This window comes from Pseudomonas sp. JL23 (genome assembly GCF_056933585.1).
Window position 1 is genome coordinate 1,917,446 of sequence record NZ_CM167795.1, and the last position, 25,949, is coordinate 1,943,394.

23 protein-coding genes are annotated in these 25,949 nt (G+C 59.0%); 17 read left to right on the forward strand and 6 right to left on the reverse strand.

Annotation, left to right across the window (positions count from 1 at the left end; genetic code table 11):
* Positions 1–56 precede the first annotated feature (56 nt).
* Both AC1Z24_RS09010 and AC1Z24_RS09015 read left to right on the forward strand, forming a co-directional pair.
* Positions 57–923 (forward strand): hypothetical protein, encoded by an 867-nt coding sequence (locus AC1Z24_RS09010; RefSeq protein ID WP_483745347.1) that lies wholly within the window; start codon positions 57–59, stop codon positions 921–923.
* Positions 920–1,642 carry a TylF/MycF family methyltransferase gene (locus AC1Z24_RS09015; RefSeq protein ID WP_259105538.1) on the forward strand — a complete coding sequence of 241 codons (723 nt, stop codon included), beginning with the start codon at positions 920–922 and terminating at the stop codon, positions 1,640–1,642. Before AC1Z24_RS09010 ends, AC1Z24_RS09015 begins: the two co-directional genes overlap by 4 nt.
* Positions 1,643–1,767: 125 nt before the next feature.
* Here the strand turns inward: AC1Z24_RS09015 and AC1Z24_RS09020 are convergent, their stop codons facing one another.
* Positions 1,768–5,319, reverse strand: coding sequence for a glycosyltransferase (locus tag AC1Z24_RS09020; protein WP_483745348.1), 3,552 nt, complete (start codon positions 5,317–5,319; stop codon positions 1,768–1,770).
* Positions 5,320–5,678: 359 nt separating this feature from the next.
* Here AC1Z24_RS09020 and AC1Z24_RS09025 point away from each other — a divergent pair, with 359 nt between their 5' ends.
* Entirely contained in the window at positions 5,679–6,920 is a 1,242-nt protein-coding gene (locus AC1Z24_RS09025; RefSeq protein ID WP_483746577.1) for a glutamine synthetase family protein, read from the forward strand.
* 52 nt (positions 6,921–6,972) lie between these two features.
* On the forward strand, positions 6,973–8,298 hold the full coding sequence (locus AC1Z24_RS09030; RefSeq protein WP_483745349.1) for an MFS transporter: 1,326 nt from the start codon (positions 6,973–6,975) through the stop codon (positions 8,296–8,298).
* Between the two features lie 130 nt (positions 8,299–8,428).
* Here AC1Z24_RS09030 and AC1Z24_RS09035 read toward each other — a convergent pair whose 3' ends face one another.
* The 4 genes from AC1Z24_RS09035 to flgA form a co-directional block, all read right to left on the reverse strand.
* On the reverse strand, positions 8,429–9,175 hold the full coding sequence (locus AC1Z24_RS09035) for a flagellar brake protein (RefSeq protein WP_259105532.1): 747 nt from the start codon (positions 9,173–9,175) through the stop codon (positions 8,429–8,431).
* Positions 9,176–9,257: 82 nt separating this feature from the next.
* Entirely contained in the window at positions 9,258–9,722 is a 465-nt protein-coding gene (locus tag AC1Z24_RS09040; protein ID WP_483745350.1) for a flagella synthesis protein FlgN, read from the reverse strand.
* A gap of 50 nt (positions 9,723–9,772) precedes the next feature.
* The gene (gene flgM / locus AC1Z24_RS09045; RefSeq protein ID WP_483746578.1) at positions 9,773–10,093 is read right to left on the reverse strand and encodes a flagellar biosynthesis anti-sigma factor FlgM; all 321 of its coding nucleotides are present in this window, start codon (positions 10,091–10,093) and stop codon (positions 9,773–9,775) included.
* A 158-nt stretch (positions 10,094–10,251) separates the two neighbouring features.
* Positions 10,252–11,010 carry a flagellar basal body P-ring formation chaperone FlgA gene (flgA, locus tag AC1Z24_RS09050; protein WP_483745351.1) on the reverse strand — a complete coding sequence of 253 codons (759 nt, stop codon included), beginning with the start codon at positions 11,008–11,010 and terminating at the stop codon, positions 10,252–10,254.
* 80 nt (positions 11,011–11,090) lie between these two features.
* Between flgA and AC1Z24_RS09055 the strand changes: the two genes are divergently transcribed.
* The 8 genes from AC1Z24_RS09055 to AC1Z24_RS09090 all read left to right on the forward strand — a co-directional run bounded on the left by AC1Z24_RS09055 (position 11,091) and on the right by AC1Z24_RS09090 (position 20,616).
* Positions 11,091–12,023 (forward strand): chemotaxis protein CheV, encoded by a 933-nt coding sequence (locus tag AC1Z24_RS09055; RefSeq protein WP_483745352.1) that lies wholly within the window; start codon positions 11,091–11,093, stop codon positions 12,021–12,023.
* Between the two features lie 44 nt (positions 12,024–12,067).
* Positions 12,068–12,895 carry a protein-glutamate O-methyltransferase CheR gene (gene cheR / locus AC1Z24_RS09060; protein ID WP_483745353.1) on the forward strand — a complete coding sequence of 276 codons (828 nt, stop codon included), beginning with the start codon at positions 12,068–12,070 and terminating at the stop codon, positions 12,893–12,895.
* Positions 12,896–13,269: 374 nt separating this feature from the next.
* Positions 13,270–13,680 (forward strand): flagellar basal body rod protein FlgB, encoded by a 411-nt coding sequence (gene flgB, locus AC1Z24_RS09065; protein ID WP_259105523.1) that lies wholly within the window; start codon positions 13,270–13,272, stop codon positions 13,678–13,680.
* A gap of 3 nt (positions 13,681–13,683) precedes the next feature.
* On the forward strand, positions 13,684–14,127 hold the full coding sequence (gene flgC / locus AC1Z24_RS09070) for a flagellar basal body rod protein FlgC (protein WP_259105521.1): 444 nt from the start codon (positions 13,684–13,686) through the stop codon (positions 14,125–14,127).
* Positions 14,128–14,142: 15 nt separating this feature from the next.
* Entirely contained in the window at positions 14,143–14,829 is a 687-nt protein-coding gene (locus AC1Z24_RS09075) for a flagellar hook assembly protein FlgD (RefSeq protein WP_483745354.1), read from the forward strand.
* Positions 14,830–14,857: 28 nt separating this feature from the next.
* On the forward strand, positions 14,858–16,198 hold the full coding sequence (flgE, locus tag AC1Z24_RS09080) for a flagellar hook protein FlgE (protein ID WP_483745355.1): 1,341 nt from the start codon (positions 14,858–14,860) through the stop codon (positions 16,196–16,198).
* Positions 16,199–16,676: 478 nt separating this feature from the next.
* The gene (ltrA, locus tag AC1Z24_RS09085) at positions 16,677–18,098 is read left to right on the forward strand and encodes a group II intron reverse transcriptase/maturase (protein WP_483743767.1); all 1,422 of its coding nucleotides are present in this window, start codon (positions 16,677–16,679) and stop codon (positions 18,096–18,098) included.
* A 295-nt stretch (positions 18,099–18,393) separates the two neighbouring features.
* Complete coding sequence (locus AC1Z24_RS09090) at positions 18,394–20,616, forward strand: flagellar hook-basal body complex protein (protein WP_483745356.1); 2,223 nt, start codon at positions 18,394–18,396, stop codon at positions 20,614–20,616.
* A 147-nt stretch (positions 20,617–20,763) separates the two neighbouring features.
* Here the strand turns inward: AC1Z24_RS09090 and AC1Z24_RS09095 are convergent, their stop codons facing one another.
* Entirely contained in the window at positions 20,764–20,940 is a 177-nt protein-coding gene (locus AC1Z24_RS09095) for a hypothetical protein (RefSeq protein WP_483745357.1), read from the reverse strand.
* A gap of 241 nt (positions 20,941–21,181) precedes the next feature.
* Here AC1Z24_RS09095 and AC1Z24_RS09100 point away from each other — a divergent pair, with 241 nt between their 5' ends.
* The 5 genes from AC1Z24_RS09100 to flgJ all read left to right on the forward strand — a co-directional run bounded on the left by AC1Z24_RS09100 (position 21,182) and on the right by flgJ (position 25,947).
* Positions 21,182–21,919, forward strand: a complete 738-nt coding sequence (locus AC1Z24_RS09100) for a flagellar basal body rod protein FlgF (RefSeq protein WP_483745358.1) — start codon at positions 21,182–21,184, stop codon at positions 21,917–21,919.
* Between the two features lie 47 nt (positions 21,920–21,966).
* Positions 21,967–22,755 carry a flagellar basal-body rod protein FlgG gene (gene flgG / locus AC1Z24_RS09105; RefSeq protein ID WP_259105512.1) on the forward strand — a complete coding sequence of 263 codons (789 nt, stop codon included), beginning with the start codon at positions 21,967–21,969 and terminating at the stop codon, positions 22,753–22,755.
* A gap of 103 nt (positions 22,756–22,858) precedes the next feature.
* Positions 22,859–23,572 carry a flagellar basal body L-ring protein FlgH gene (gene flgH, locus AC1Z24_RS09110; RefSeq protein WP_413303115.1) on the forward strand — a complete coding sequence of 238 codons (714 nt, stop codon included), beginning with the start codon at positions 22,859–22,861 and terminating at the stop codon, positions 23,570–23,572.
* 13 nt (positions 23,573–23,585) lie between these two features.
* Positions 23,586–24,695, forward strand: a complete 1,110-nt coding sequence (locus tag AC1Z24_RS09115) for a flagellar basal body P-ring protein FlgI (RefSeq protein WP_259105509.1) — start codon at positions 23,586–23,588, stop codon at positions 24,693–24,695.
* A gap of 10 nt (positions 24,696–24,705) precedes the next feature.
* A complete protein-coding gene (flgJ, locus tag AC1Z24_RS09120) occupies positions 24,706–25,947 on the forward strand; it encodes a flagellar assembly peptidoglycan hydrolase FlgJ (protein ID WP_483745359.1) in 1,242 nt (413 codons plus the stop codon).
* Positions 25,948–25,949: the final 2 nt, after the last annotated feature.

A 25,949-nucleotide genomic window follows, 5' to 3' on the forward strand; every position in this document is an offset into this window, starting at 1 on the left:
CAGTTTTTCCCCGGGCCGCCGACTATTATCCAAGACCGGCCTTAAGGAGCAAAACCGTGAATCTGTACATCAACCAACTTAAAAAGAAGGCTGATTTCAAGGGGCGCGTCTACGCCGGGGATATCTTCCTCGACACCGCCCTTGCGGCTCCGGCCGAGCTGTGTGCGTTCGCCCGTCAGAGCATTACTGCCGCGTTCGATGGCGAGACCGATCACAAAGCCTTGCACACCAAGATGCCGGTCACCGAGTTCATCCGCCTGGTGACCCGACTCAAGGGGCAGTTCACCAATTGCCTGGAGGTCAAGGAGATGATTCAGCGCTTCGCCCTGGAAATCGGCATCGACCCCAATGAATATCTGTTCGACGTGCCGCGTCTGCGCGTAGTGCCCAACTACGAATACCTGCACGCGGGCGTCAGCTACGCCTACAAGCCGCATAGGGATACCTGGTACGGCAGCTCCCAGGCGCAGATCAATACCTGGATGCCGGTCTACACCATCGAGCCCGGGCAGACCATGATGATCAACGCCGGTTACTTCGCCGAGCCGGTGAAGAACTCCTCGGTGGACTGGAGCCTGAACGAGTGGATCAACGTGCAGCGCCCGCTGGCTGGCAGCAATGTCACTGAAGAAGTCCGGGTTCATCCGCTGCCACTGGAAGAGATTTCCACGGCTTCGGAGCTGCGCATTGCCGGTAATGCCGGTGAGATGCTGACGTTCTCCGGAGCGCATCTGCATGGCACCGTCGCCAATCACACCAACGAGACACGCTTCAGCGTCGATTTCCGTTTGCTGCACATCGCCGATCTGTTGAGCGGACGCGGTGCGGTCAACGTCGACAGCGGCGTCAAGGATTCCGAGGCCGGTTACAAGGACCTCTTTCATCTCAACGATTTTTCGTCATTCCAGGGAGTCAACCAATGACCAAGCGCCGCCTGACCGGGCCTGAGGCCGAGTACAACGAAAAACGTGCCAATGTGCTCAAGCGCGTGGATTCCCAATACGTGGCCGACGCGCCGTTCGTATTTGCCAACCGCATCGCGGTCACGGCTGCGCTGTCGCGTATCGAGCTGTTCAAGATGGTCCAGGACATTCCTGGCGCGATCATTGAGTGCGGTGTGTACAAGGGCAACTCGCTGATGCTGTACATGCAGCTGTCGATGATCCTCGAGCCTTATGCGATCAACCGCTCGATCATCGGTTTCGACACGTTCTCAGGCTTTGCCAGTATCGACTCGGAAGAAGACCCGGCCGATATCAACGAAACCATGTTCTCTGACACTGACGAGTCGCTGATCCAGGACATGATCGATGCCAACGACCTGGTGCGTCCGGTCAACCGTATCCCGCGTTGCGAGATCATCAAGGGCGACATCATGGAGACTGTTCCGGCGTTCCCGAAAACCCGTCCGGACCTGGTCGTGGCGATGCTGATCCTCGACACCGACCTGTATTCGTCGACCAAGGTCGCCCTGGAAACCTTCCTTCCGTACATGCCCAAAGGCGCCATCGTGGTGCTGGACGAAGTGGCTTACCGCAACTTCCCCGGCGAAACCAGCGCCCTGCGCGAAGTGCTGGACCTGAACAAGGTCGAGCTCAAGCGCCTGCCGTTTGATTCGTGCGTGGGTTATTTCCGCATCTGATGGTGTGGGAGCGAATTCATTCGCGAAAGCTGTCGTTCAGACGCCGAAAATGCTTCGAATGTACTGGCTTATTCGCGAATAAATTCGCTCCCACATTTCACTTCACTACTCGCCCTGCAATACCTCTACCGCACCAACCACGCCTCGCCCCACGCCAGCAGATGAGCCTGTTGCCAGGTCCAGTCCCTGAGCACCTGCCTGCGCAGTTGCTGTCCCAGATTGACTGCACCCTGCGGATCATTGATATGGGCGGCAATGGCTGACAGCCATTCATCGCTGCCATTTCTTACTCGAGTCACCGGTAAGTCGCCGTCGTGGCAGCGGGCCTCGCTGCAGACCACGGGAATACCCGCTGCGCCGAAGTGCAGCAGGGCCAGGTTGCTCTTGCAGTCGCTGTACAGGTTCTGCACGGCCGGGGCCAGACCCAGGTCGAGATTGAGGCTGGCAAGCAGGCCCGGCAGGCTGTGGGACTCATTGTCGTCGTGGACTTCACACAGCAGCTCGCGCAGTGCCGGCGGGTAGTTGCCGATCATGACCCAGTCCACCTCATCGGCCAGCGCCTGCAGGGTCGGCAGCAGTTCCTGCAGGTCTTCCAGCTGACAGGATCTGCCCAGCAGGCCGATACGTGGCCTGGCATTGGCCGTGCGCGCGGCAATGACCGGGAAGTTGTTGCTGTCCAGGCGATGTTCGATGACGCGTACATCGTTGTGCAGGCCTCTGGCGATCTGCGCCAGGGCCTGGCTCGGTACGACGACCCGGTCGACCTGGCGCACGATGGCGTGGAGCAATTCGAAGGCGGCTTCGTAGCGATTGTCCGGGTCGTGGCCGACTGCAGCGAGTTCGATCGGCAACTCGCCCAGCTCCAGGACGATCAGAGCGCCGCAGTAGCGGCGGGCCTGTTCCATGGCGTCGAGCAGGGCCTGATCAAGACGGCACTGGAACACCAGCACATCCGGCTTGTAGCGCTCCATATCGATGACCGACAGTGTGCGTGTGCTGATCGAACCATCGATCAGGCCAGCATCACGCAGTTTCAGGAAGGGCGCAATCAGGCCGTAGCTGGCGATTTCCTCGGAACCACCTGGGTGCACCAGCGTGACCGGCAGCGGGCGCCACGGCATGGGCTGCCAGGTCTGGCTCAGGCTTTCCAGTTCGATGGATGTGACGTGGGTGGCCATGTTGCGATTGATGGCCGGGTCGTTGGCCAGCACGGGCAGCCACTTGCGGTACATGGCTGCCTGTTCGGCCTCGAAGCGCCTGCGTTTCTCCCTGCCTTTATCGGTGTCCATGTACACCTGGCTGATGCTGCCTTCGTGGATCAGCACCGAGTGCGGCGTCCATACGTGCAGATAACCGAGGGCGCCGACGTTCATGCACAGGTCGACATCGTTGTAGGAAACCGTGAAGTCCTGTTCGTTGAGACCGCCGACTTCTTCGTAGATCGAGCGGCGAATCATCATGCAGGCTGCCGTGACCGCGCTGTAGTTGTTATCGACCTGGACGCGTTGCATATAGCCAGCGCTATACATGCTGTCGCCGACAAAAATATGCGTGGCCGGGCCGCTGTAACCCAGCAGCACACCGGCGTGTTGCAGACGACCACTGGTAAACAGCAATTTGGCGCCGACCGTGCCGACTTCCGGGCGCAGGGCGTGGTTGAGCAACTCGTCCAGCCAGTTTCCGTGGACCACTGCCGTGTCGTTGTTAAGCAGAACCAGGTATTCGCCCCGGGCCTGGCGCGCGGCCATGTTATTGATCGCCGAATAATTGAAGGGCAGGGGGTAGCGCAGGATGCGTACCTTATCGTCGTTCAGCGCGTCGATCCCGGCGAACCACTCCAGCGCCTCGGGGGTTTCGCTGTTGTTATCGACGATCAACAGCTCGTAGTTGGTGTACAGGGTCTTTTCCAGCAGGCTGTCAACACAGCGCCGCAGCATCGGCAACTGGTCCTTGGTCGGCACGATGATCGACACCAGCGGCCGGGCTTTATGGCCATACTGCACGTGATAGCGGCGCGGTACGCTGTGCAGCACTTGAGCGTCGGGGTAGCCGCGCACCTGCAGATGGCGTTGCAGTGTGCGCAATTCATCGGGGTTGTCGTCCGGTACGGGAATGTCCCGCACCAGCAAGGGTTCGCTGACGTGCTCGATGTCTTTCAGACCGTCGCGCTCGATCAGGCGCAGGATCAGGTCGAACTCCGCAGCCCCGGCATAAGCCGGGTCGAAGCCGTCGAGTTGCAACAGCTCATCCCGACGGAAGAACCAGTGACCGGCCATGATCAGCGGCAAGCTGAGCAGGTAGTCCAGGTTCAGGTCCGGACGCATGGCGGAACTCATCTGGCCCAGTTGATTGCGGTACATTTCGTCGGCGAACAGGGCGCGGCAGTGCAGCGAGGTCGCCAGTCTGATCGCTACGGCGGGGAGGCCGAACGCAGTGAAGCGGGTCCCTGCCTCGGTGAACATGACCCAGTCAAAGGTAAAGCGATCGATCACCTGGTTCATCAGCGACGCGCGGTCGGCGCCGTTATGTGGATGCAGAGTCAGGCTGCCGGTGAACGAGGTGGCAGGCAGCCCATGGCGAGGCGAGACCACCACGACTTCCAGGGCCGGCAATTGGGGGCTTAGACCTTCCAGACTTTGCAGAGTGGTATTCAGTGCCTGATCGCTGCCGGAGTCGTCGAATACGACGATCAGCAGGGACTGATGATTCTGGGGCGCCGCCAGGTAGTCTTCGATCAGCGGTAGCTGGGTCGCATTGGGTTGACGCCCGTTCTGCCAGTTTTCCACCTGTTCAGCGCTGAGAATCAACTCAGGCTGCCATGAACTCACCAGCAGGTTGTAGTGACGTACGATCTGCGGGGCGCTGAGAGCGACGCCCTTGGCCAGATGATTGATCAGCAAGGGTGCGCTCAACCCGGCTTCACGCATCAGGCGCTGAAACTGGATGTGCTCCTCGGTGTGCCGCCCCGGCACGATGGACAAGGGCGCATCGCCATGAGGTGGAACCAGGCGACTGGTCACCATGGGCTCGCTGAGCATGATCAGGTGGCCTTTGCGCAGCAGGTTGGCGAACAGCAGCAGCTCGCTGATGGCTGGCAGGGATTGGCCTTTGAGGCTGAATGCCGCGTTGCCCAGTGCGAGAAAGGTACTGCGGCGAAACAGTACGCTGCCCAGTTCACCGATGAAGTTGCAGGCATGCCCGGCCAGGAAGGCCAGGGTGTCGCTGCTGTCGAGCATGGCGTCTTCGACGAACAGCGGGTTCTCCACGGTCAGGGTGTCGACGGGCTGGCCCTGGGCGTCGATCCACTGGCGCCGCGAAGTGACCAGGCTGGCGCTGTCATGCCGCTGCAGGGCGCCCAGCATGCGCTCGACGCATTCGGGGGCGAGCAGGGCACCGTCCTGCAACACCTTGATATACAGCCCCTGCGCCTGCTCGATGGCACGGCTGAGGCTTGCCGTCTCACCGACTGGCACAACGTTGCGCAGATAGCGGATGGGGTGCGTGGCGGACGGACGCAGGGCCTCGACGAAGTTCTCGATAGCACTGTCGGTACTGTCATCGCAGATCACGATTTCGCAGGCAGCGTAGCTCTGCGCCAGGGCACTGGCGAGGGTCTGTTCAAGGAAGTCGGCGCGCAAGGCAGGAATGACAATACTGACCAGTCGGGAGGAGTCCATGCATACATCCAGAAAATTCAAGAAAAACAGTAATGAACCGTCACTAAACCGGCGGTTTATCTGCGGGTATTGCTGAAGCAATAACTCGGCCAGATGAGCGGTTATCGGCCGCAACTGCAATGGTCTGTAATACCATTTCTCCGGCCTCCGACCGGGTAGAGAATATCCCTTAGTCGTGCTTGAAATTTCGAACGGCTGCTGCGTATTTTGTACACCTTGCCGCCGAGCGGCCTGTCTAACCCTCAAGGATCTGCGTCATGACCAGCGATGGCCACAATTCACTTGCTCAACGCCTGGCTGGCGTTGCTGAAATTGAATGCGTTACCCCGGATTTGAATGGCGTGCCACGGGGCAAGGTCATGACTGCCGAAGGATTTCTCGAGGGGCGACGATTGCAGCTGGCGCGCGGGGTCCTGCTGCAGTGCATCATGGGCGGTTATCCACCGTCGCGGTTCTACGGCAGTGATGACGGTGATGTAGCGATGGTCGCCGACCCCCGGCAGATCCACCGCCTGCCCTGGAGCGAGCAGCCCCGGGCCCTGGCCATCTGCGATACCGAGGAGCTCAGTGGTGGCGGTTCGCCGCTGTCGACCCGCGTTCTGTTGAAAAACATCATTGCCCGGTATGCCGCGCGTGGCCTGTCGCCAGTGGTGGCCACGGAACTGGAGTTCTTTGTCTTTGCGCCCAATCCCGATCCGCGTCAGCCATTCCAGCCGCCCATTGGCCTGGATGGGCGTCGCGAGGACGGCCAATCGGCATTCAGTATCAGCTCGAACAACGGGCTGCGTCCGTTCTTCCAGGAGGTCTATGCCTGCATGGCGGCGCTTGAGCTGCCCCGTGACACCTTCATGCACGAGATGGGCGTCAGCCAGTTCGAGATCAATCTGTTGCATGGCGACCCTTTGTCGTTGGCCGACCAGACCTTCCTGTTCAAGCACCTGCTCAAGGAGGTAGCGCTCAAGCATGGTCTGACCGTAGTGTGTATGGCCAAACCTTTGGCGCACACCCCGGGCAGCTCGATGCATATCCATCAGAGCGTGGTCGATTCGACCAGTGGGCGCAATGTGTTCAGCGCCGCAGATGGTTCGCCCACGGCACTGTTTCATCAATTCATTGCCGGTCAGCAGGCGTGCATGGCGCAGTTCACAGCGTTGTTTGCGCCGAACGTCAATTCCTATCAGCGTCTGTGTCATCCCTTTGCGTCGCCGAACAATGCCTGTTGGTCGTACGATAACCGCTCGGCGGGCCTAAGGATCCCGGCCAGTGCGCCGATAGCCCGGCGTGTCGAGAATCGCCTGCCCGGCGCTGACGCCAACCCTTACCTGGCCATCGCTGCCAGCCTGGCGGCGGGGCTGTATGGCATCGAGCAGGAGCTTGCACCGACGCCGCCGATTCAGGGCGATTTCACCGTGCCCGATGAATTGTCGCTGCCATGTACCTTGCACGACGCTCTGGAGCGTCTGAAGCGCAGTCAATTGGCCCGAGAATTGTTCGGCGCCGAGTTTGTCGAAGGCTACATTGCTTCTAAAGTCATGGAACTGACCAGTTTCTTTGACGAAATTACCCCCTGGGAACGCCGCGTACTGGCTGCTCAGGCTTAAAAAACCGCTGTCTGGAGGCCGTCTCAAGAGGGCCTCTTATATTGGAAAGTCCATGCGTCAAATCTGGAAGTCCTTTCGCGCGCTGTATTTCGCCTCGCTGATGATGTTGATCGGCTCAGGCTTGTTGAGTACCTACCTGGCCCTGCGCCTGGCGGCCGATCATGTCGATGGGCTATGGGTCGGTGGCTTGATGGCGGCCAACTATTTCGGCCTGGTGCTGGGCGGCAAGATCGGCCACCGCCTGATCGGTCGGGTCGGGCATATTCGTGCCTACGCCACCTGTGCCGGTATCGTCAGTGCCGCCGTGCTGGGTCACGGTCTGATCGACTGGCTGCCGGCCTGGCTGTTCCTGCGTGTGATCGTCGGCCTGGGGATGATGTGCCAGTACATGGTGATCGAGAGCTGGCTCAATGAGCAGGCCGATGCCAAGCAGCGCGGTACAGTGTTCAGCGGCTATATGATCGCCTCGTACCTGGGGCTGGTGCTGGGCCAGCTGATTCTGGTGGTTCATCCACATCTGGGCCTGGAATTGCTGATGCTGGTTGCCCTGTGTTTCGCCCTGTGTCTGGTGCCAGTGGCCATGACCCGCAGCATTCACCCGGCGCCCATGCATCCGGCACCGCTTGAACCGCGCTTCTTCATGAAGCGGGTGCCGCAATCCCTGACCACCGTGCTGTGCGCCGGCTCCATGCTCGGTTCGTTCTACGGCCTGGCGCCGCTGTATGCGCAGCAGCAGGGGCTGTCCACCGAAGAAATTGGCTGGTTCATGGGTTGCTGCATTCTGGCCGGGCTGCTGGTGCAGGGGCCGCTGGGGCGGTTGTCGGACCGTTACGACCGGGCCAAGTTGATCCGCGGCTTTGCCGGTGTGCTGTTCGTTGCGGTGTTGCCGCTGGCGATCATTCCGCATTTGCCGCTTGAGGTGATGTTTGTTCTGGGCTTTACCGCGTCGTTGCTGTTGTTCGGCCTGTATCCATTGGCCGTGGCATTCTCCAACGACCATATCGAAGGCGAGCGCCGGGTCTCCCTGACGGCCATGCTGCTGATGACTTATGGCATCGGCGCCAGCATCGGTCCGCTGCTTACCGGTGTCATGATGAAGTCGTTCGGCAGCAATATGCTGTATGCCTTCGACGCGTTCGTGGCGCTGATGCTGGTCTGGCGGATCCGCCCGAAAGCGGTCACCAACCTGCATCAGGTCGAGGATGCACCGCTGCATCACGTAGCCATGCCGGATAGCATGTGCGCGTCACCACTGGTCGTGGCGCTTGATCCGCGGGTCGATGAGAAGGTGGTGCAGGATCAGATGCAGAATACGGTCGAGCCTGTTGCCGAGCCGGAAGTGGCGGAGCCTGTGGCCGAGACCGAGAAAGTGGTCTGACGCTATTTCGCATACCTGTAGGGGCGGCTTCAGCCGCGAGGGCTCCCTCCCGGCTGAAGCCGGTCCTGCGAGGGGCCGAGAGCAGAAAAAGGGCTGCCCAATGGGCAGCCCTTTTTTGTTGGCGCGTGGATCAGAAGTCGTCGTCTTTATCGAAGCGACGCGCTTCACGCTGCAACTGGTACACGAAACGTTCAACCTGACGCTGCACCAGCCCGCTCATGTTGTGGAAGCGCACACCGGCGAAGGTGGTGTTGAAGCGCTCTTCGAAGTGCAGGTAACGCAGTTCGACCGGTGCGGTCATGTTGCCGAATGGCAGCTTGGCGAGGAAGCGCTCGTAAACCTGGCCCAATTGCATGCTTTCCGACAGGTCACCATCGAAACGCAGCTTGGCGCCGGTTGCCGAAATATCCAGGAGCTTGCCGGGCAGCGGCTTCTTGAGCTTGTCGCCATCCATCTGGATGCTGACCAGTTGCGCCAGCTTCAACGCAGCGCGGAAGGCATTGCGACGCTGGTGGTAGACGATTTCTTCGGGAAGCGTGCCGCGATAGAAGCGCTGGCTGTCGCTGTCGACGATTTCCATCTGTTCGCTGCATTCCCAGGCGATGCGCACGCCGTCGTGGAAGCCTTCGACCTTGAAGGGTTCACCGGCAGCCAGGTAGCGCTCGCCGTCACGGGGGATCATTTCATCGAGCGCAAGCACATTGGTGTCGCGGTCGACCTCAATGACATAGCTTTGAAAGCGCTGGGAACGCTCATGAAAAGTAATGATCAGCGGATCATGACTTTCGAGTAGCTGCCGCAGGTTAGCGGCAATTTCCAAAGGAGTGGTGAGAACCTTTGGGGGCTGCGGAGCATCTTCCGCGCTTGAGCCATTCACTTTTTTCCATCTCCAGGCAAAATACGACAGCAACGCAATAGCAGGCATTTTGCCAGTATGCACGACGCCTTGATACAGGAAGTTACGCCTGGCTTAACGGGCGTGGTTTCGATCTGCCAGCAGTCGACCCACGGCTGTCATACAGCGTAGGTGTTTCGCCGGTCAGAATCCTGAGTTGGTGGGCAGTGCTGATTTGTTGCAGCTGGATCAGATTGCCATTGTTCTCATTGGCTGTCTGGCATTGAGCGAGCAGATCGCTTAACTCATCGCCTGCGGCAATCAATTGCTCACCGATAGAGGACTGGGCGGCGAGTGCGACCAGACCATTACGGTTCTGGGGCAGGCCCATGCTGGCCAGCAACTGGCTGCGCTTGCGGCCATGCTGGTCGAGGACGATCACCAGCGCCTGCTTCTGCGCCAGGATATTTTCCATTTCGAACATATCGCGGCCGTGCAGGACCAGTGTTTCAGCCTGGAGCAGGCCCAGCAGCTGCTGTGCCGGGACGATATCGTCAGTGATCAGTTGAAGCAAAGTAGTGTCTTGCATCGCATGCTCTGGTTTTTAAGCGTCCATAATTCCAGCGCAAGCTTTTCGGGCTATTGCTGAGCTTCGAAATTGAGCAGCTTGCTGGCGACGCGGTTGCTGTCGACTTTATAGCTGCCGTCGGCGATAGCCTGTTTCAACTCAGCCACACGGCTGCTGTTGACGGTAGGCAGATCGCGCAGGGTGTCAGTAACCTTCTGCAATTTTTGGGCCTCGCTGCTGAAGTGAACGGATTCACCGCTGCCGCTGACCTGTTCACTCGATGCGCTGCCTGTTGCCTGCGTATCGATCTTGCCGGTTTCTTTGCCGCTGCTGGTGCGTGTGGTGCCTCCAACGGATGGAGCGTTATTCAAACGACTGAAGTCGATGACCATGATGAAAACCTCTGGGTAATTGGACGCTTGCCATGTTTTCGACCAACCCAGAAAAAACTTTAGGCTAGATGCGAAATCCGTTTCAAATGGACTGCGCAAGACCGGATCAGGTTCCCAGTCTAGGAAAAACGTGGGTTGTACGCCAGTCTCCGAGTGATTTACATGGCGACTTCCACTTGGCCTGGGCCAGTTACGTTGGCTTTTATCACCCTTTGCGAATTGAGGTTCTTTACCCGTATCTGTTCGTTGAAACCGCCGTCGGACAAGGCTTCCCCCGGCATGCGCACGGACAGGCTGCCGCTGCGGGCGGTAATCACCACCTGATCGCCCTTGTGCACCATCTCCGGTTGCTCGACGAAGTTGGGCGCCAATACCTGATCGACGACCGTTGGTCGGAGTAATTTCTGCCCGACCGCCTGGTCCAGCGATGGCAGGAAACCCTGGCCCAGTTGGCCGATATCCCGTTCGCGGATGGCAACGTCTTCTTCGCTGATGATCGCCAAGCGCTTGAGCGGCCGTACGGTGACGACGACGTTGCGAAACAGATGAACCTGGGCAGGTACAAAGACTGTCCAGGGGCCTGCGCCTTCGCAGCGTACCCTGACCGTGACCCGGCCCACGGGTTTCGGGCTTTCCAGGGTGGCTGTCAAATCCTTGTCGCATCCGGGCATGCGCAGACGCGGATCAAGGGTGTTGACTTCGATCTGATAGCGTCCATCAATTTGATTGGTCGCCAAATAGTCTTCCACAGTGAATTCAAGAAACCCCTGCGTGACGCCGATAAGCTGTTCAGGCAAGGTGGCGGTGTATGTCTGGCCATGGCTGTCGAGGCTGAACAGGCACAAGGCCACGATGACGCAAAATAAGCGGCATTTTTCAAAAGTGCTGTGTCGGGAAATTGTCGTTTTCGCGTTCATGACGTATAAAAAGCAAGGCCCGTGCCGTTTGCCCGGTTTGGCGCAACGGTGGTTGGTCGCTTTGGATGAAGGAGTGCGCAATGGCGGGTGTAATGGATTCGGTGAACCAGCGCACTCAGCTGGTGGGGCAGAATCGCCTTGAGCTGCTGCTTTTCCGTCTGGACGGCAAGCAGTTGTATGGGATTAACGTGTTCAAGGTAAAAGAGGTGCTGCAATGCCCCAAACTTACCATCATGCCTAAATCCAATCGGGTGGTACGGGGCGTTGCGAACATTCGCGGCGGCACGATTCCGATCCTCGACCTGGCAATGGCGACCGGCTTGCCGGGGCAGACGCAGCTCGACAACGCGTTTGTAATCATTACCGAGTACAACACCAAGGTTCAGGGTTTTCTGGTGCATTCAGTAGAACGCATCGTCAACATGAACTGGGAAGAGATTCATCCACCACCCAAGGGCACCGGCCGCGATCACTATCTTACGGCAGTGACCCGGGTCGATAACCAGTTGGTGGAAATCATCGATGTCGAGAAGATTCTGGCTGAAGTGGCGCCCATGTCGGAGTCCATTTCCGTCGGTGTGATCGACGCCGAAACGCAACACAAGGCCGTTTCCCTGCGGGTCCTGACGGTCGATGACTCGTCGGTGGCGCGCAAGCAGGTCAGCCGTTGCCTGGAAACCGTCGGTGTCGAAGTTACGGCGCTGAATGACGGGCGCCAGGCCCTGGATTACCTGAAACAGATGGTGGCTGAGGGGAAAAAACCGGAAGAAGAATTCCTGATGATGATCTCCGACATTGAAATGCCGGAGATGGATGGCTATACCCTCACTGCGGAGATTCGAAATGATCCCCGTATGCAAAAGCTACATATCATCCTGCATACTTCTTTGTCTGGCGTTTTCAACCAGGCGATGGTCAAGAAGGTCGGTGCTGATGACTTTCTGGCCAAGTTCCGGCCCGATGACCTTGCGGCCAGGGTCATCGACCGGATCAAGGCGGCAGATATCAGCTAGGGGCGTCGCTCCTGGTGGTTCACATGATTTGAGAGGCGGCATCTTTGTCTACGGCTAATTTGGATTTCGAACAGTTCCGGGGTTTCCTGGAAAAAGCCTGTGGCATCTTGCTCGGTGAAAACAAGCAGTACCTGGTCTCCAGCCGTCTCAACAAGCTGATGGAGCAGCAGGGTATCAAGTCCCTGGGCGAGTTGGTCCAGCGTATCCAGACCCAGCCGCGCAGTGGTTTGCGCGAGCAGGTGGTGGATGCGATGACAACCAACGAAACCCTGTGGTTTCGTGATACCTATCCGTTTGAGGTGCTCAAGAACAAGGTGCTTCCCGAGATGATCAAGGCAAGCCCCGGCCAGCGGTTGCGCATCTGGTCGGCTGCATGTTCCTCGGGGCAGGAGCCGTACTCGTTGTCGATGTCGATCGATGAGTTCGAGCGCAGCAATCCCAGTGCGCTCAGGTCGGGCGTGCAGATTGTCGCCACGGACTTGTCCGGCACCATGCTCACCAACTGCAAGGCAGGTGAGTACGACAGCCTGGCGATTGCCCGCGGCCTGTCGCCGGAGCGATTGCAGCGCTACTTCGACGTCAAGTCGCCGGGGCGTTGGGCAATCAAGGCGCCGATCAAAAGTCGCGTCGAGTTTCGCTCGTTCAATCTGCTGGACAGCTACGCGAGCCTGGGCAAGTTCGATATCGTCTTCTGTCGCAACGTGCTGATCTATTTTTCGGCCGAAGTGAAGAAAGACATCCTTATGCGTATCCACAGCACCCTGAAACCGGGCGGTTATCTGTTTCTCGGGGCATCGGAAGCCCTGAACGGTTTGCCGACTCATTATCAGATGGTGCAATGCAGCCCCGGTATCATCTATCAGGCCAAGTGATACGTGTGGATGTGCAAGGAAGAGACCTCAGGGTCTCTTTTTTTATGGGCAGACTTTAGTTGCGTCAGGTGGGACCGGCTTTAGCCGGGAAGGCAATACGTCAGGCGCTATGGCGGTATCAAAACATCGCCTTCCCGGCTAAAGCCGGTCCTACGCTCATCCTGCTACTGGAATCTACGGCAAGGCCCCTGGCAGAAAAACGACGCCACCCTTGCCGCTTTGCCGTTATCAGGCGGAAATCACTTGCCGCTTTTCTGGCATTGCCGCCCGCCGACGTAGGAAAAATCCTTTGAATACAGGCCTGAGGGGATTTGGCACGCCGATTGCTATATATCTGGTACGTCAATCAGGTCAGCCGGCAAAGGTTTCCCGACATGAGCATCAACTTCGATAAAGCACTGGGTATCCACGAGAAGGCATTGAGCTTCCGCGCGCAGCGTGCCGAGGTGTTGGCCAACAACATCACCAACGCTGACACGCCGAACTACAAGGCCCGCGATCTGGATTTCTCTTCGGTGCTGGCCGCCCAGAGCGAAAAGAGCCAGAACGGCACTTTCTCCTTGGCCACCACCAACAGTCGCCACATCGAAGCGGAAAACGTCGATAGTGAAGGCGATGGCACTCTGCTGTATCGCACGCCGTCGCAGCCGTCCCTGGACCAGAACACCGTTGACGCTCAGGTCGAGCAGGCCAACTACGCACAGAACTCTGTCGGGTTCCAGGCCAGCTTCACCTTGCTCAACAGCAAATTCAAAGGGCTGGTAGCAGCCCTGCGCGGGGAGTAATTCATGTCTCTAGCCAATGTTTTCAATATCGCCGGCAGCGGCATGAGTGCCCAGACCACCCGTCTGAACACCACCGCCAGTAACATCGCCAACGCCGAAACCGTGTCCTCGAGCATGGATACCACCTACCGTGCCCGGCACCCGGTGTTCGCCACCGTGTTCCAGCAGAGCCAGAGTGCCGGCGGCACCTCGCTGTTCCAGGACCAGGGTGAAGCGGGGCAGGGCGTATCGGTTTCCGGCATCGTCGAAGATCCATCGAACCTGGAAGCACGTTACGAGCCCAACCATCCGGCAGCGGACAAGAACGGTTACGTCTACTACCCGAACGTCAACGTGGTTCAGGAAATGGCTGACATGATTTCCGCCAGCCGTTCGTTCCAGACCAACGCGGACATTATGAATACCGCCAAGACAATGATGCAGAAAGTACTGACTCTGGGTCAGTAACAAGGGGCGCAATAAATGACTACCACTAGCGATGTAACCAGCAATGCGTTCATCACCGCACTGCAGAACCCGACGCCGACCGTTCCTAACTCAAGCAGCTCCACCTTGGGCAAAGACGCGTTCCTGCAGTTGCTCACGACCCAGTTGCGTAACCAGGACCCCTTGAGCCCTCAGGACAACACTGCGTTCGTGTCCCAGTTGGCGCAGTTCAGCAGCCTGGAAAGCATGCAGAACCTGACGTCTTCCGTGGACTCGATCTCCACCAGCTATCAGTCGTCCCAGGCTCTGCAGGCTTCTTCTCTGGTTGGCCGTTCGGTGATCGTCAATGCCGGCGCGACCTATGTCGATCCGACCAAGGAAATGAACGGTTCGGTCGTCATTCCGGATACCACCACCGCGACCACCATCAAGGTCAGCGATTCGACGGGCACGCTGGTCGACACCATCGACCTGGGCCCGCAGAAAGCCGGTACCACCTCGTTCACCTGGGATGGCAAAGACAGCGCCGGCAACACCCTGGCAGCGGGCAACTACAGCTTCGTGGCCAACGGCACTATCAATGGTGCGGGCACGGGTCTGGTGACTTACCTGCCAGCCACCGTCAACAGTGTTACCACCGCGACCAACGGCGGCAGCATGACTCTCAACCTGGCGGGCGGCACCAGCATTGCCCTGTCTCAAGTCCAAACCATCGGAATCTAGAGCCGGCTCGACGGCAGAGGAGTGATACATGTCTTACAATATCGGTCTTAGCGGGCTCTTCGCAGCAAACAAGGCTCTGGACGTTACCGGCAACAACATTGCCAACGTCGCGACCACCGGCTTCAAGGCCTCCCGTGTCGAGTTCGCCGACCAGTACGCGCAATCCATTCGCGGTACTTCCGGCAACACCAACGTTGGTAGCGGCGTAACCGTTGCCGCCGTGGCCCAGCAGTTCACTCAGGGTTCCCTGACCACCGGCACCGCCAACAGCCTCGACCTGGCGATCCAGGGCAACGGTTTCTTCATGCTGAGCAACAACGGCGAGAAGCTGTACACCCGTTCCGGTGCCTTCCACACTGACAAGGACGGCTATGTCGTCAACAGTGCTGGCGATAACCTGCAAGGCTACAACGTTGACGCCAACGGCAACGTCGTAGTGGGTGCCCTGAGCAACTTGCGTGTCGACTCGTCGAACCAGGCGCCGCAGACCACTACCCAGATCACCAACAAGTCCAACCTGAACTCGACGGAAGCGCTTCCGGTGATCACCACGTTCGACCCGACGGTGACGACCAGCTACAACACCAAGTACAGCACCCCGATCTATGACACTCAGGGCAACGCCCACACCCTGGATCAGTACTTCGTGAAAACCGGCACCAATACTTGGGACATGTATTCCCTGGTTGACGGTCGTGGCATCGCTGACCCGACTGTGAGCCCGCCAGTGCCGGATAAAAACACCTTGACGTTCGACTCTTCGGGCAACCTGATCACCACAGGTACCGGCAAGCCGACCGACTCGACCAATCTCAAGCTCAATACCGACGGCACCTTCCAGTTGACCGGCTGGGTACCCGGCGTGCAGCAGGGTACTGGCACTACCGCTACCTGGGTCAAGAACGGTGCGGATTCCAACGGCACTACCGGTATCAAACTGGACATGATTGCTACCAGTCAGACCGCGTCGAAAACCGGCCTGATCAGCCAGAGTCAGAACGGCTACGCCACCGGCCAGATCAGCAACATGAGTGTTGACCAGACCGGTAACCTGTTCGCCACCTACACCAACGGTCAGTCCAAGGTGATCGGCCAGGTGTCCCTGACCAACTTCGCCAACGTCCAGGGCCTGTCCCCGGCTGGTGGTACCAACTGGCGTGAAACCTTCGCTTCCGGTGTGCCGGTCAGCGGCGCACCGACCAGCGGTACTCTGGGTTATGTTCAGGGTCAGGCACTGGAAGATTCCAACGTCGACCTGACCAGTGAACTGGTCAACCTGATTAAGGCGCAAAGTAACTACCAGGCGAATGCGAAAACCATTTCGACTGAAAGCACTGTCATGCAGACCACTATCCAGATGGTTGGCTAAGTGTAAGCGTCGAGCTGCTGAAAAAGCCCCTTTTCGAAGGGGCTTTTTTTTGCGTGCGCCAGGCATGGCGCGTTGCGCGTAGCGCAACCAGTTTGGCTGTGGTGGCCATGCTGGTGACTGGGAGGTGAAAGTCCTCTACACACCCGGCAAGGGGAAGTGTTAGCCAGAGGCAAGGGTGTCGCGGGTGACTGCGAATCTGAAGGAAGCCCGAGGCAAAATGCTGGCCTGACGAACAGGAAGCGGATGAGGCGGCACAGCGGGGTAAGGGGGCGTATTTTCCCAAAGCCCGATACTTGCACGGAACGCTGTGACGTAGATCCGACAGGCATAAGCAGGAAGGTCGCGCGAATTACCCTGGGAGATCTGCGCGTTTGCCACTGTGCTACCGAGCGTCGAGAGGCGACGGGATGAGCGTGCAGAAGTCAGCCGAGGCCGTAGTAAGTGGCGAATAACCCCGTCACCAAGGGCCGAACAAGGTATGCCGCCAGTAGGCGTCAAAGTCTCGTTGAATACCGAAATGCAGAAATTTCTCCCAGAGAAGACTGTTACTCCGAGTCCGGGACAGTATCCGAGGATGACGGCTGACAGCGCACAGGTATCGGCGGCGTCTGTGACGTGGACGAACGCGGAGCCGGACACGCTGATGGAACGGGTGCTTGCACCCGCTAACCTTAGGCGTGCTTATCAACGCGTGGTCAGCAACAAGGGCTCGCCGGGTACCGATGGCATGACGGTCGAGCAATTGGCGGGCTACGTGAAACAGTATTGGCCGATCCTCAAGGCTCGGTTGCTGGTCGGCGAGTATCACCCGCAGGGTGTACGCGCCGTTGACATCCCCAAACCCAAAGGCGGAACACGACAACTGGGTATTCCCAGCGTCGTGGATCGCCTGATCCAGCAGGCACTGCTGCAACAGCTCACGCCGATCTTCGATCCTCTGTTCTCGGACTATAGCTACGGCTTTCGTCCGGGTAGAAGCGCTCATCAAGCCATCGAAAAGGCCCGTGACCACGTAGGAGCGGGCAACCGCTGGTGTGTGGAACTTGATCTTGAAAAGTTCTTTGATCGAGTAAACCACGACGTATTGATGGACAAGATAGAGCGTCACGTCGAAGACAAGCGCGTGCTTAGACTGATCCGTCGTTACCTCGAAGCCGGAGCGATGTCGAGCGGGATCGTCAGCCGACGACAGGAGGGGACGCCGCAAGGCGGCCCGCTCTCGCCGTTGCTGTCGAACATCCTGCTTAACGAACTCGACCGCGAGCTGGAACGACGGGGACATCGTTTCGTGAGGTATGCCGACGATACGAACATTTATGTGCGCACTCGTCGTGCGGGCGAGCGAGTGTTGGCCGGTGTTGAGCGCTTCCTGAATCAGCGCCTAAAACTGACGCTGAATCGGGAAAAGAGCCGTGTGGCACGTCCGTGGTTCTGTGATTACTTGGGCTATGGGATGAGCTGGCATCAGCAGCCGAGATTGAGAGTGGCAACGATGAGTTTGGCTCGCTTGCGCGACCGGCTCATGGAGCTGCTGCGCGGGGCACGGGGCCACAAGATGGCGAATGTCATCGGACGTATAAACCCTGTGCTGCGCGGGTGGTCAGGCTACTTCAAGCTCAGTCAGAGCAAACGGCCACTTGAGGAAATTGACGGCTGGGTGCGGCGCAAGCTCCGCTGCGTCCTTTGGCGTCAATGGAAGCGGCCCTCAACGAGGGCGCGTAACTTGATGCGCCTGGGGCTTAGCGAAGCTCGTGCCTGCAAATCAGCCTTCAATGGCCGAGGCCCATGGTGGAGCTCGGGAGCATCTCATATGAATCAGGCGTTGCCGAAGAGGCTATGGGATCAACTTGGGTTAGTCTCGGTACTGGATACGATAAACCGGTTTAGCCGCATAACTTGAACCGCCGTATACGGAACCGTACGTACGGTGGTGTGAGAGGACGGCGGCTGTAAAGCCGCCTCCTACTCGATCCTGAGTTTGAGGGTATTGAAGTGTTTGATAAGTGTTTTATAAATTGAAAATTTATAGATATATCCCACTCTATATATAGAAAATTCCTACTTTCAATGCTGCGAGAATAAAAGTCGCCTTCTCTTTATTGGTTCTGAATGGATGTTTCCAATTCAGTCTGTCGAGAGGGTAATCAAATGATCGCATCAATGGAAGTGCCGTTTAATACGGCTCAGGAGTGTTCATGTCATTCAATATTCCCTTGGGTGGATTACAGGCTGCGCAAAAGCGTCTGGAAGTGGCCGGTAATAACATTGCCAACGTCGGTACAATTGGTTACAAGTCGTCCAGGGCCGAGTTTGCGGCGGTCTATGCCTCGTCCCATCTGGGTGGCGGCCAGGCCACAGGCGACGGCGTGCGGCTGGCCAATGTCTCCCAGGACTTTTCCTCGGGAACGGCTATCTCCACGGCCGGGCGGCCACTGGATATGCGTATCCAGGGCAACGGTTTCTTTGTGCTGAGCGACAATGGCGTTATCAACTACAGCCGGGCGGGCGCTTTTGTCCGGGATAATCAGGGTTATGTGGTCGACGGTGACGGGCATCGCCTGCAAGGTTATACCGTCAATGCCCAGGGCGATGTCATTCGCGGTATACGCAGCGACTTATATATTGATACGGGTGATATGGCGCCGAAGGCAACTTCCATGATCAAGGAAACGATCAATCTGAATGCGGCCCAGTCGGCACGATCTTCCGTACCCATGTTTAATCCCGCTGATACTTCCACCTATACCAAAGTCATTACCCGACGCATCATGGATCAGGGCGTAGCCGCAGTACCGGAAGTTACCCGCCCTGGCGCCAATGGCGTACCGCAGCTGGTAGCGGCAGCCAGGCCGGCGATTGCCCCGGCGGAACATGAGCTCAAACAGTACTTCGTCAAGACCGACGATAACCGCTGGCTGATGCATACCCTGATTGACGGGCGCAATCCGGCGGATCCCCAGCGGATCACGCCGTTGACCGCGACCATTACCCGTAACGCCGACGGCAGTGTTTCCCTGCTTGGCGATGGCAAGCGCCTGGGGACCCGTTTCAAGCCGGAGTTGACTCTGGAAGGCTGGCAGCCGGCGGCCCAAGTCAATGGCAGTTGGGTGGCTGCCGCGACACCGGCAGTGCGCAGCCTGGCGATGCCGTTGGTTGAGGGTGACAAGAACGCGATGGAGCCGAGTGACGAAATCCATAGCGGCAGTCCGGCCTTCGATCCGGCCAATCCGGCTTCATACAGCCGTCTGCTCAGCAGCAAGGTCGTCGATGGCGAGGGTGTCGAGCACGAACTGCAAAACTACTTTACCCACGTCGGGTCTGGGCAGTGGGCACTGCGTACCCTGATCGATGGACGCAATCCCGTCGACCCTGCTTCCAGTGAGCCGCTGACGGTCACGGTCAGTCATCACCCCGGCAATCAGATGTTGCTGGCCGGAGATATCGCCCACGTCAAGAAAACCACGGCCCGCGAATTCACGGTGGATGGCTGGAAGCCGGCTATGGAAGTCAATCACACCTGGGTCGCCGGTCCGGCGGCGGGAGCCGCGTTAATTCCCCTGGAGCTGAGTGATGGCGCCATTCTGGGCGTTGATGATGGGGATCCGGTGATTTCCCGGATGGTCCGTACCTTCAACCCGGCTCACACCGACTCCTATAACGAAACCTTTTCCAGTGACATCTACGACGGCCAGGGCAACAGGCATCAGCTGAGTCACTATTTCGTCAAGGACGGCGTCAACAGTTGGAACCTGCATATGTTGGTCAACGGGCGTAATCCCCTTGATCCGGAACGTACCGACCCGATGACCGCGAGCATGCTGTTTGATAGCGACGGTTCCCTGCGCACGCTCCTCGCCAGCGACGGCATGCTGGTTGAGGACAAGAAGCTGACGCTCCATGGCTGGATACCGGCCAAGGTAGACAATCCCGGTTCCCAGAATCAGAAGTGGGTGGCCAACGGCGCCCAGGCCAGTGCGGACGGCCTGACCATCGATCTGACCCGCTTGACCCAGTACAACAACAAGAACAATCGTGCATCGCCGCAGGTCGACGGCTATGCGGCGGGGAGTCTCAACGGCCTGAAAGTCGACGATGACGGCATGCTGCGGGCGGCCTTCAGCAATGGCTTGTATCGCAATGTCGGGCAAGTGCTGCTCGCCAACTTTGCCAATGTGCAGGGCTTGCAGCCACTGGACGGTACGCGTTGGCGCGAGACCTACGCCTCGGGCGCTGCCACCACTGATACGCCCAAGTCGGGGATGCTGGGCGGTGTGGTAGCGGGGTCACTGGAGGGCTCCAATGTCGACTTGCCGGGGCAATTGATCGAGCTGATCCAGGCGCAGATGGCGTTCCAGGCCAACTCCAAGGCGGTGTCGACCGAGGCGACGGTGATGCAGACCTTGCTTCAGTCGGTCTAGTTACGGGGTTGTAAATGGCCTTGTGGGACCGGCTTCAGCCGGGAAGACACAATGACAGGCGCTGGAAAAGCATCGTTCATGCCTACGCTTTCCCGGCAGAAGCCGGTCCCACAGGCAGAACCCGCCAACCGTCTGCGCTATCTACGCCTAAACCGAGCAATCCGATTTGACGAACGCCCCGTGCAAGCGGGTCCAGCCCGGCCCCGGGCTGGTCTGGGCGCAGACAATCCGGCTGTCGCCCTGCCAGCGGTAGTAATAGGCCGGTGCGGCAATGGCGGTGCCCAGGGCAAGGCTCAGGCTGAGAAGGGCAATAAGGCGAGACATTGACGTTCCTGAAAGCGGTTATCTGCCATGAGTCCCTGCAAGTATCGGTCCGGCATCGCCATGCAGTTTTTTTGGCGCTCCTGCGAGCGGGTTTTGCGCGCGGTTTTTTCAGGCGACGGCGCGAGCCCGTCAATGCTGGGGATTGAAGCTTTTGTATCAAGCTCGACAAGTTGGTTCAAATATTGCTTTGCCCTGTATAGAACAGCTACAGGCGGCAAGCGTCTGTCGGAGGAGGACTACTGTGGACAAGTTGATTTACGTGGCGATGAGCGGGGCGTCTGAAAACGCCGTTGCGCAAAAGGCCCATGCCAACAACCTGGCAAACGTCTCGACCAATGGCTTCATGCGCGACCTGGAGCAGGCTCGCTCGATGCCGGTTTTCGGCGAGGTCAATCCTTCGCGCGCCTATGCCATGAGCGAACGTCCCGGTACCGACTTCTCCGGCGGTGCCATGGTCCAGACCGGTCGGGAACTTGACGTTGCCGTCAAGGGCGATGGCTGGATTGCCGTGCAGACACCTGACGGCAAAGAAGCCTATACCCGCTCCGCCGGTATGAACATCGACAGCCTTGGCGTGTTGCGGGCTGGCAATGGTTTGCCGGTCTTGGGCAATGGCGGGCCGATTGCCGTGCCGCCCCAGCAGCAGATCGAGATCGGTGCCGACGGCACGATCAGTGTCCGCTCCTTGGGTGAAAGTCCGCAGGTCATGGCTCAGATCGACCGCCTCAAGCTGGTCAATCCCGATGTCAAGAACATGGAAAAGGGCCCCGATGGCCTGATGCACACCAAGGATGGCTCGGCGCCTGCCGTCGATGCCAACGTTCAGGTCGAGTCCGGCTTCCTTCAGGCGAGCAACGTTAACGCCGTTGAAGAGATGACCGCAGTGATGACCTTGTCCAAGAATTTCGAATTGTCCGTCAAGATGATGAAAACCGCCGAAGACAACGATCAATCTATGGCGCGCGTCTTGCAGAGCTAAACCATTGACAGTCGGCGTCGATAATCAGGCGCCTGAGGAGAGACAGAATGCTTCCAGCACTTTACGTTGCCAAAACCGGTCTGGCCGCTCAGGACACCAACCTGACGACCATCTCCAACAACCTGGCAAACGTGTCCACCACCGGTTTCAAAAGCGATCGCGCCGAGTTCCAGGACTTGCTGTATCAGATCAAACGTCAGCCAGGCGCCCAGTCGACCCAGGACAGCGAACTGCCGTCCGGTCTGCAACTGGGTACCGGTGTGCGCATTGTCGGCACGCAGAAGAACTTCACCGCCGGCAGCCTGCAAACCACCAATAACCCGTTGGACCTGGCCGTCAATGGCCGTGGTTTCTTCCAGGTTCGTCAACCGGACGGCACCATTGCCTACAGCCGTGACGGTACTTTCCACCTGGACAGCAACGGCCAGATCGTGACCGCCAACGGTTATGCCCTTGAGCCTGCGATCGTCGTACCGCAGAACTCCCAGACCTTTACCGTAGGTCAGGACGGCACCGTGTCGATCACCACCGCTGCCAACCCGGCAACGCCACAGATCATCGGTAACATCCAGACCGCCGACTTCATCAACCCGGCCGGCCTGCAGGCCAATGGTGGCAACCTGTTCCTGGAAACCGCTTCCAGCGGCGCCCCGCAGGTCGGTACTCCGGGTCTGAACGGTCTGGGCACCACGCTGCAGAACACCCTGGAAAACTCCAACGTCAGCACCGTTGAAGAGCTGGTCAACATGATCACCACTCAGCGTGCCTACGAGATGAACTCCAAGGTGATCTCCACCGCAGACCAGATGCTGCAAAACATTACGCAAAACCTGTAACGACCTGACAGTCAGGCGCCTGGTCAAGGCGCTGCGGCTGTCGCTACAACTGATCACACACGGCGCCCGTCGGGCGTCTGCTACACCGCGAGGTTCGAGTGTCATGAAACGGCGTCCTGTTGTACGGCTTTCCCTGTTGGTGGCTCCTCTCTGTGGAATCGCTCTGCTCGCAGGATGCGTTGCGCCTGATCCAAAGCCAAATGACCCGTTTTACTCGCCGGTGTTGCCCCGCACGCCACTGCCAGCCGCCGCGAACAACGGTTCGATCTATCAGGCCGGTTTCGAACAGAACCTCTATGGCGACCGCAAGGCTTACCGGGTCGGTGACATCATCACCATCACCCTGTCCGAGAATACGGCTGCAAGCAAGGCTGCGAGTAACGGCCTGACCAAGAACAGCAGCAACAGCATTGGCTTGACCTCGCTGTTCGGCACCAGCGCCACCACCAATAACCCTTTGGGGGGCGGTGACCTGAGTCTGGGCGTCGGTTACAACGGCGCCCGTACCACCAAAGGTGACGGCAAGGCGGCCCAGAGCAACAGCCTGACCGGTTCGGTTACCGTGACGGTCGCCGATGTGATGCCCAACGGCATCCTGGCCGTGCGTGGTGAGAAGTGGATGACGCTCAATACCGGGGCGGAGCTGGTGCGTATTGCCGGCCTGATCCGCGCCGATGACATCGCTACCGATAACACCGTCTCGTCGACTCGCGTCGCCGATGCGCGCATTACGTATTCAGGTACTGGGTCGTTCGCCGATTCCAGCCAGCCGGGGTGGTTCGATCGGTTCTTCCTCAGCCCGTTGTTCCCTTTCTGATAGCGGGATAAACATGATCAAGCTCAAGCAACTGATAGCGGCCGCCTTGCTGTTGTCCACAGCCTTCGGTGTTCACGCCGAACGGCTGAAGGATATCGCCAGCATTTCCGGCGTGCGCACCAACCAGCTGATTGGCTACGGTCTGGTGGTAGGCCTCAATGGTACCGGTGACCAGACGACCCAGACGCCATTCACTCTGCAGACCTTCAACAACATGCTGGCGCAGTTCGGCATCAAGGTGCCGGCCGGTTCCGGCACCGTGCAGTTGAAGAACGTCGCGGCCGTGGCGGTCTATGCCGACCTGCCGCCGTTCGCCAAGCCAGGTCAGATGGTCGACATTACCGTTTCGTCCATTGGTAACTCGAAAAGCCTGCGCGGCGGCAGCCTCTTGATGACGCCGATGAAAGGTGTCGACGGCAACGTCTACGCCATCGCCCAGGGCAACCTGGTGGTGGGCGGCTTCGATGCCGAGGGCCGTGATGGCTCCAAGATCACCGTCAACGTACCGTCGTCGGGCCGCATTCCCGGCGGTGCTTCGGTTGAGCGTGCGGTACCGAGCGGTTTCAATCAGGGCAACAGCCTGACCCTTAACCTTAATCGCTTCGACTTCACCACGGCCAAGCGCATCGTCGACAAGGTCAACGACATGCTCGGCCCTGGCGTTGCCCAGGCGCTGGACGGCGGTTCGGTGCGCGTCACTGCGCCGCTGGATCCGGGTCAGCGCGTCGACTACCTGTCGATCCTGGAAAACCTGGAGATCGATCCGGGCCAGACGGCGGCCAAGGTCATCATCAACTCCCGTACCGGCACCATCGTGATCGGCCAGAACGTCAAGGTTTCGCCGGCCGCCGTCACCCACGGCAGCCTGACCGTGACCATTACCGAAGATCCGATTGTCAGCCAGCCGGGTGCCTTGTCCGGTGGTCAGACCGCTGTTGTGCCGCGCTCGAAGATCAACGCCCAGCAGGAACTGCATCCAATGTTCAAGTTCGGTCCTGGCACTACCCTGGATGAGATCGTCCGTGCGGTAAACCAGGTGGGCGCAGCGCCCGGCGACCTGATGGCGATCCTCGAAGCCCTCAAGCAGGCCGGCGCATTGCAAGCCGACCTGATCGTGATCTGAGGACGCGTCCATGGATATGCCTAAAAACAGCGTGACTTCCCCGGTCGATTCGGGGGCGTACACCGACCTCAATCGCCTGGCGGCGCTGAAGAACGGCGATCGGGACAGCGAAGGCAACCTGAAGAAGGTTGCCCAGGAATTCGAGTCACTGTTCGTCAGCCAGATGCTCAAGGCCATGCGTTCAGCCAACGAAGTGCTGGCCAAGGACAATCCGCTGAATACCTCGGAGTCGCGCCAGTATCAGGAAATGTACGACCAGCAACTGGCGGTGACCCTGTCGACGCGGGGTAACGGTATCGGCCTGCAAGACGTGCTGATGCGCCAGTTGTCCAAGACCAAGGGTGTCCAGACCGCGCCCGCAGCGCCAAGCGATGCCGCTGGCGAAACCCAGACCACGGCACCGAAGACGGGCCTGGCTACCGGTATTTATCAACGTCCGCTGTGGGCGACCCGCTCTTCGGCGGCGGATCAGGCCGCGGCGGCGTCCGGCGTGCCACGCAACGATATGGCGGCGCTCAACGCCCGCCGTCTGTCGCTGCCAAGCTCGCTGACCGATCGCCTGTTGGCCGGAATCGTGCCGAGCACGGGCGAGATCGTCGATCAGGCGGCCCGTGCCAATGTGCAGGCAAACCGCATCAATATGCCTGCGCGCAGAAATGGCGACTGGACTTCGGACCCGACCCTGGCCGGCACCGACAAACGTTACGAGCGCACCATTGCCCAGCCGCCTTTGGCACCGGCCAAGAGCGCGTTCAGCAATCACGACGAATTCGTGGCAACCATGCTGCCCCTGGCCAAGGACGCGGCTGCGCGGATTGGCGTCGACCCGACGGTACTGGTCGCCCAGGCGGCGCTGGAAACCGGTTGGGGCAAATCGATCATGCGCGCCCAGGATGGCAGCAGCAGCCACAACCTGTTCGGCATCAAGGCCCAGGGCAGCTGGAAAGGCCCCGAGGCGCGCGCCATTACCAGCGAATTCCGCGACGGCAAGATGGTCAAAGAAACAGCGGACTTCCGCTCGTACACCACCTATGCCGACAGCTTCCACGACCTCGTAAGCCTGTTGCAAAACAACAATCGCTATCAAGGTGTGGTGAAAGCGGCCGATAACCCAGAACAGTTTGTAAAAGAGTTGCAGAAGGCTGGCTACGCGACCGATCCGGACTACGCCAGCAAGATTTCGCAAATTGCCAAGCAGATGAAGAGTTACCAGAACTACGCAGCAGCACCGGGCTCTTCCACGACTTTATAAGG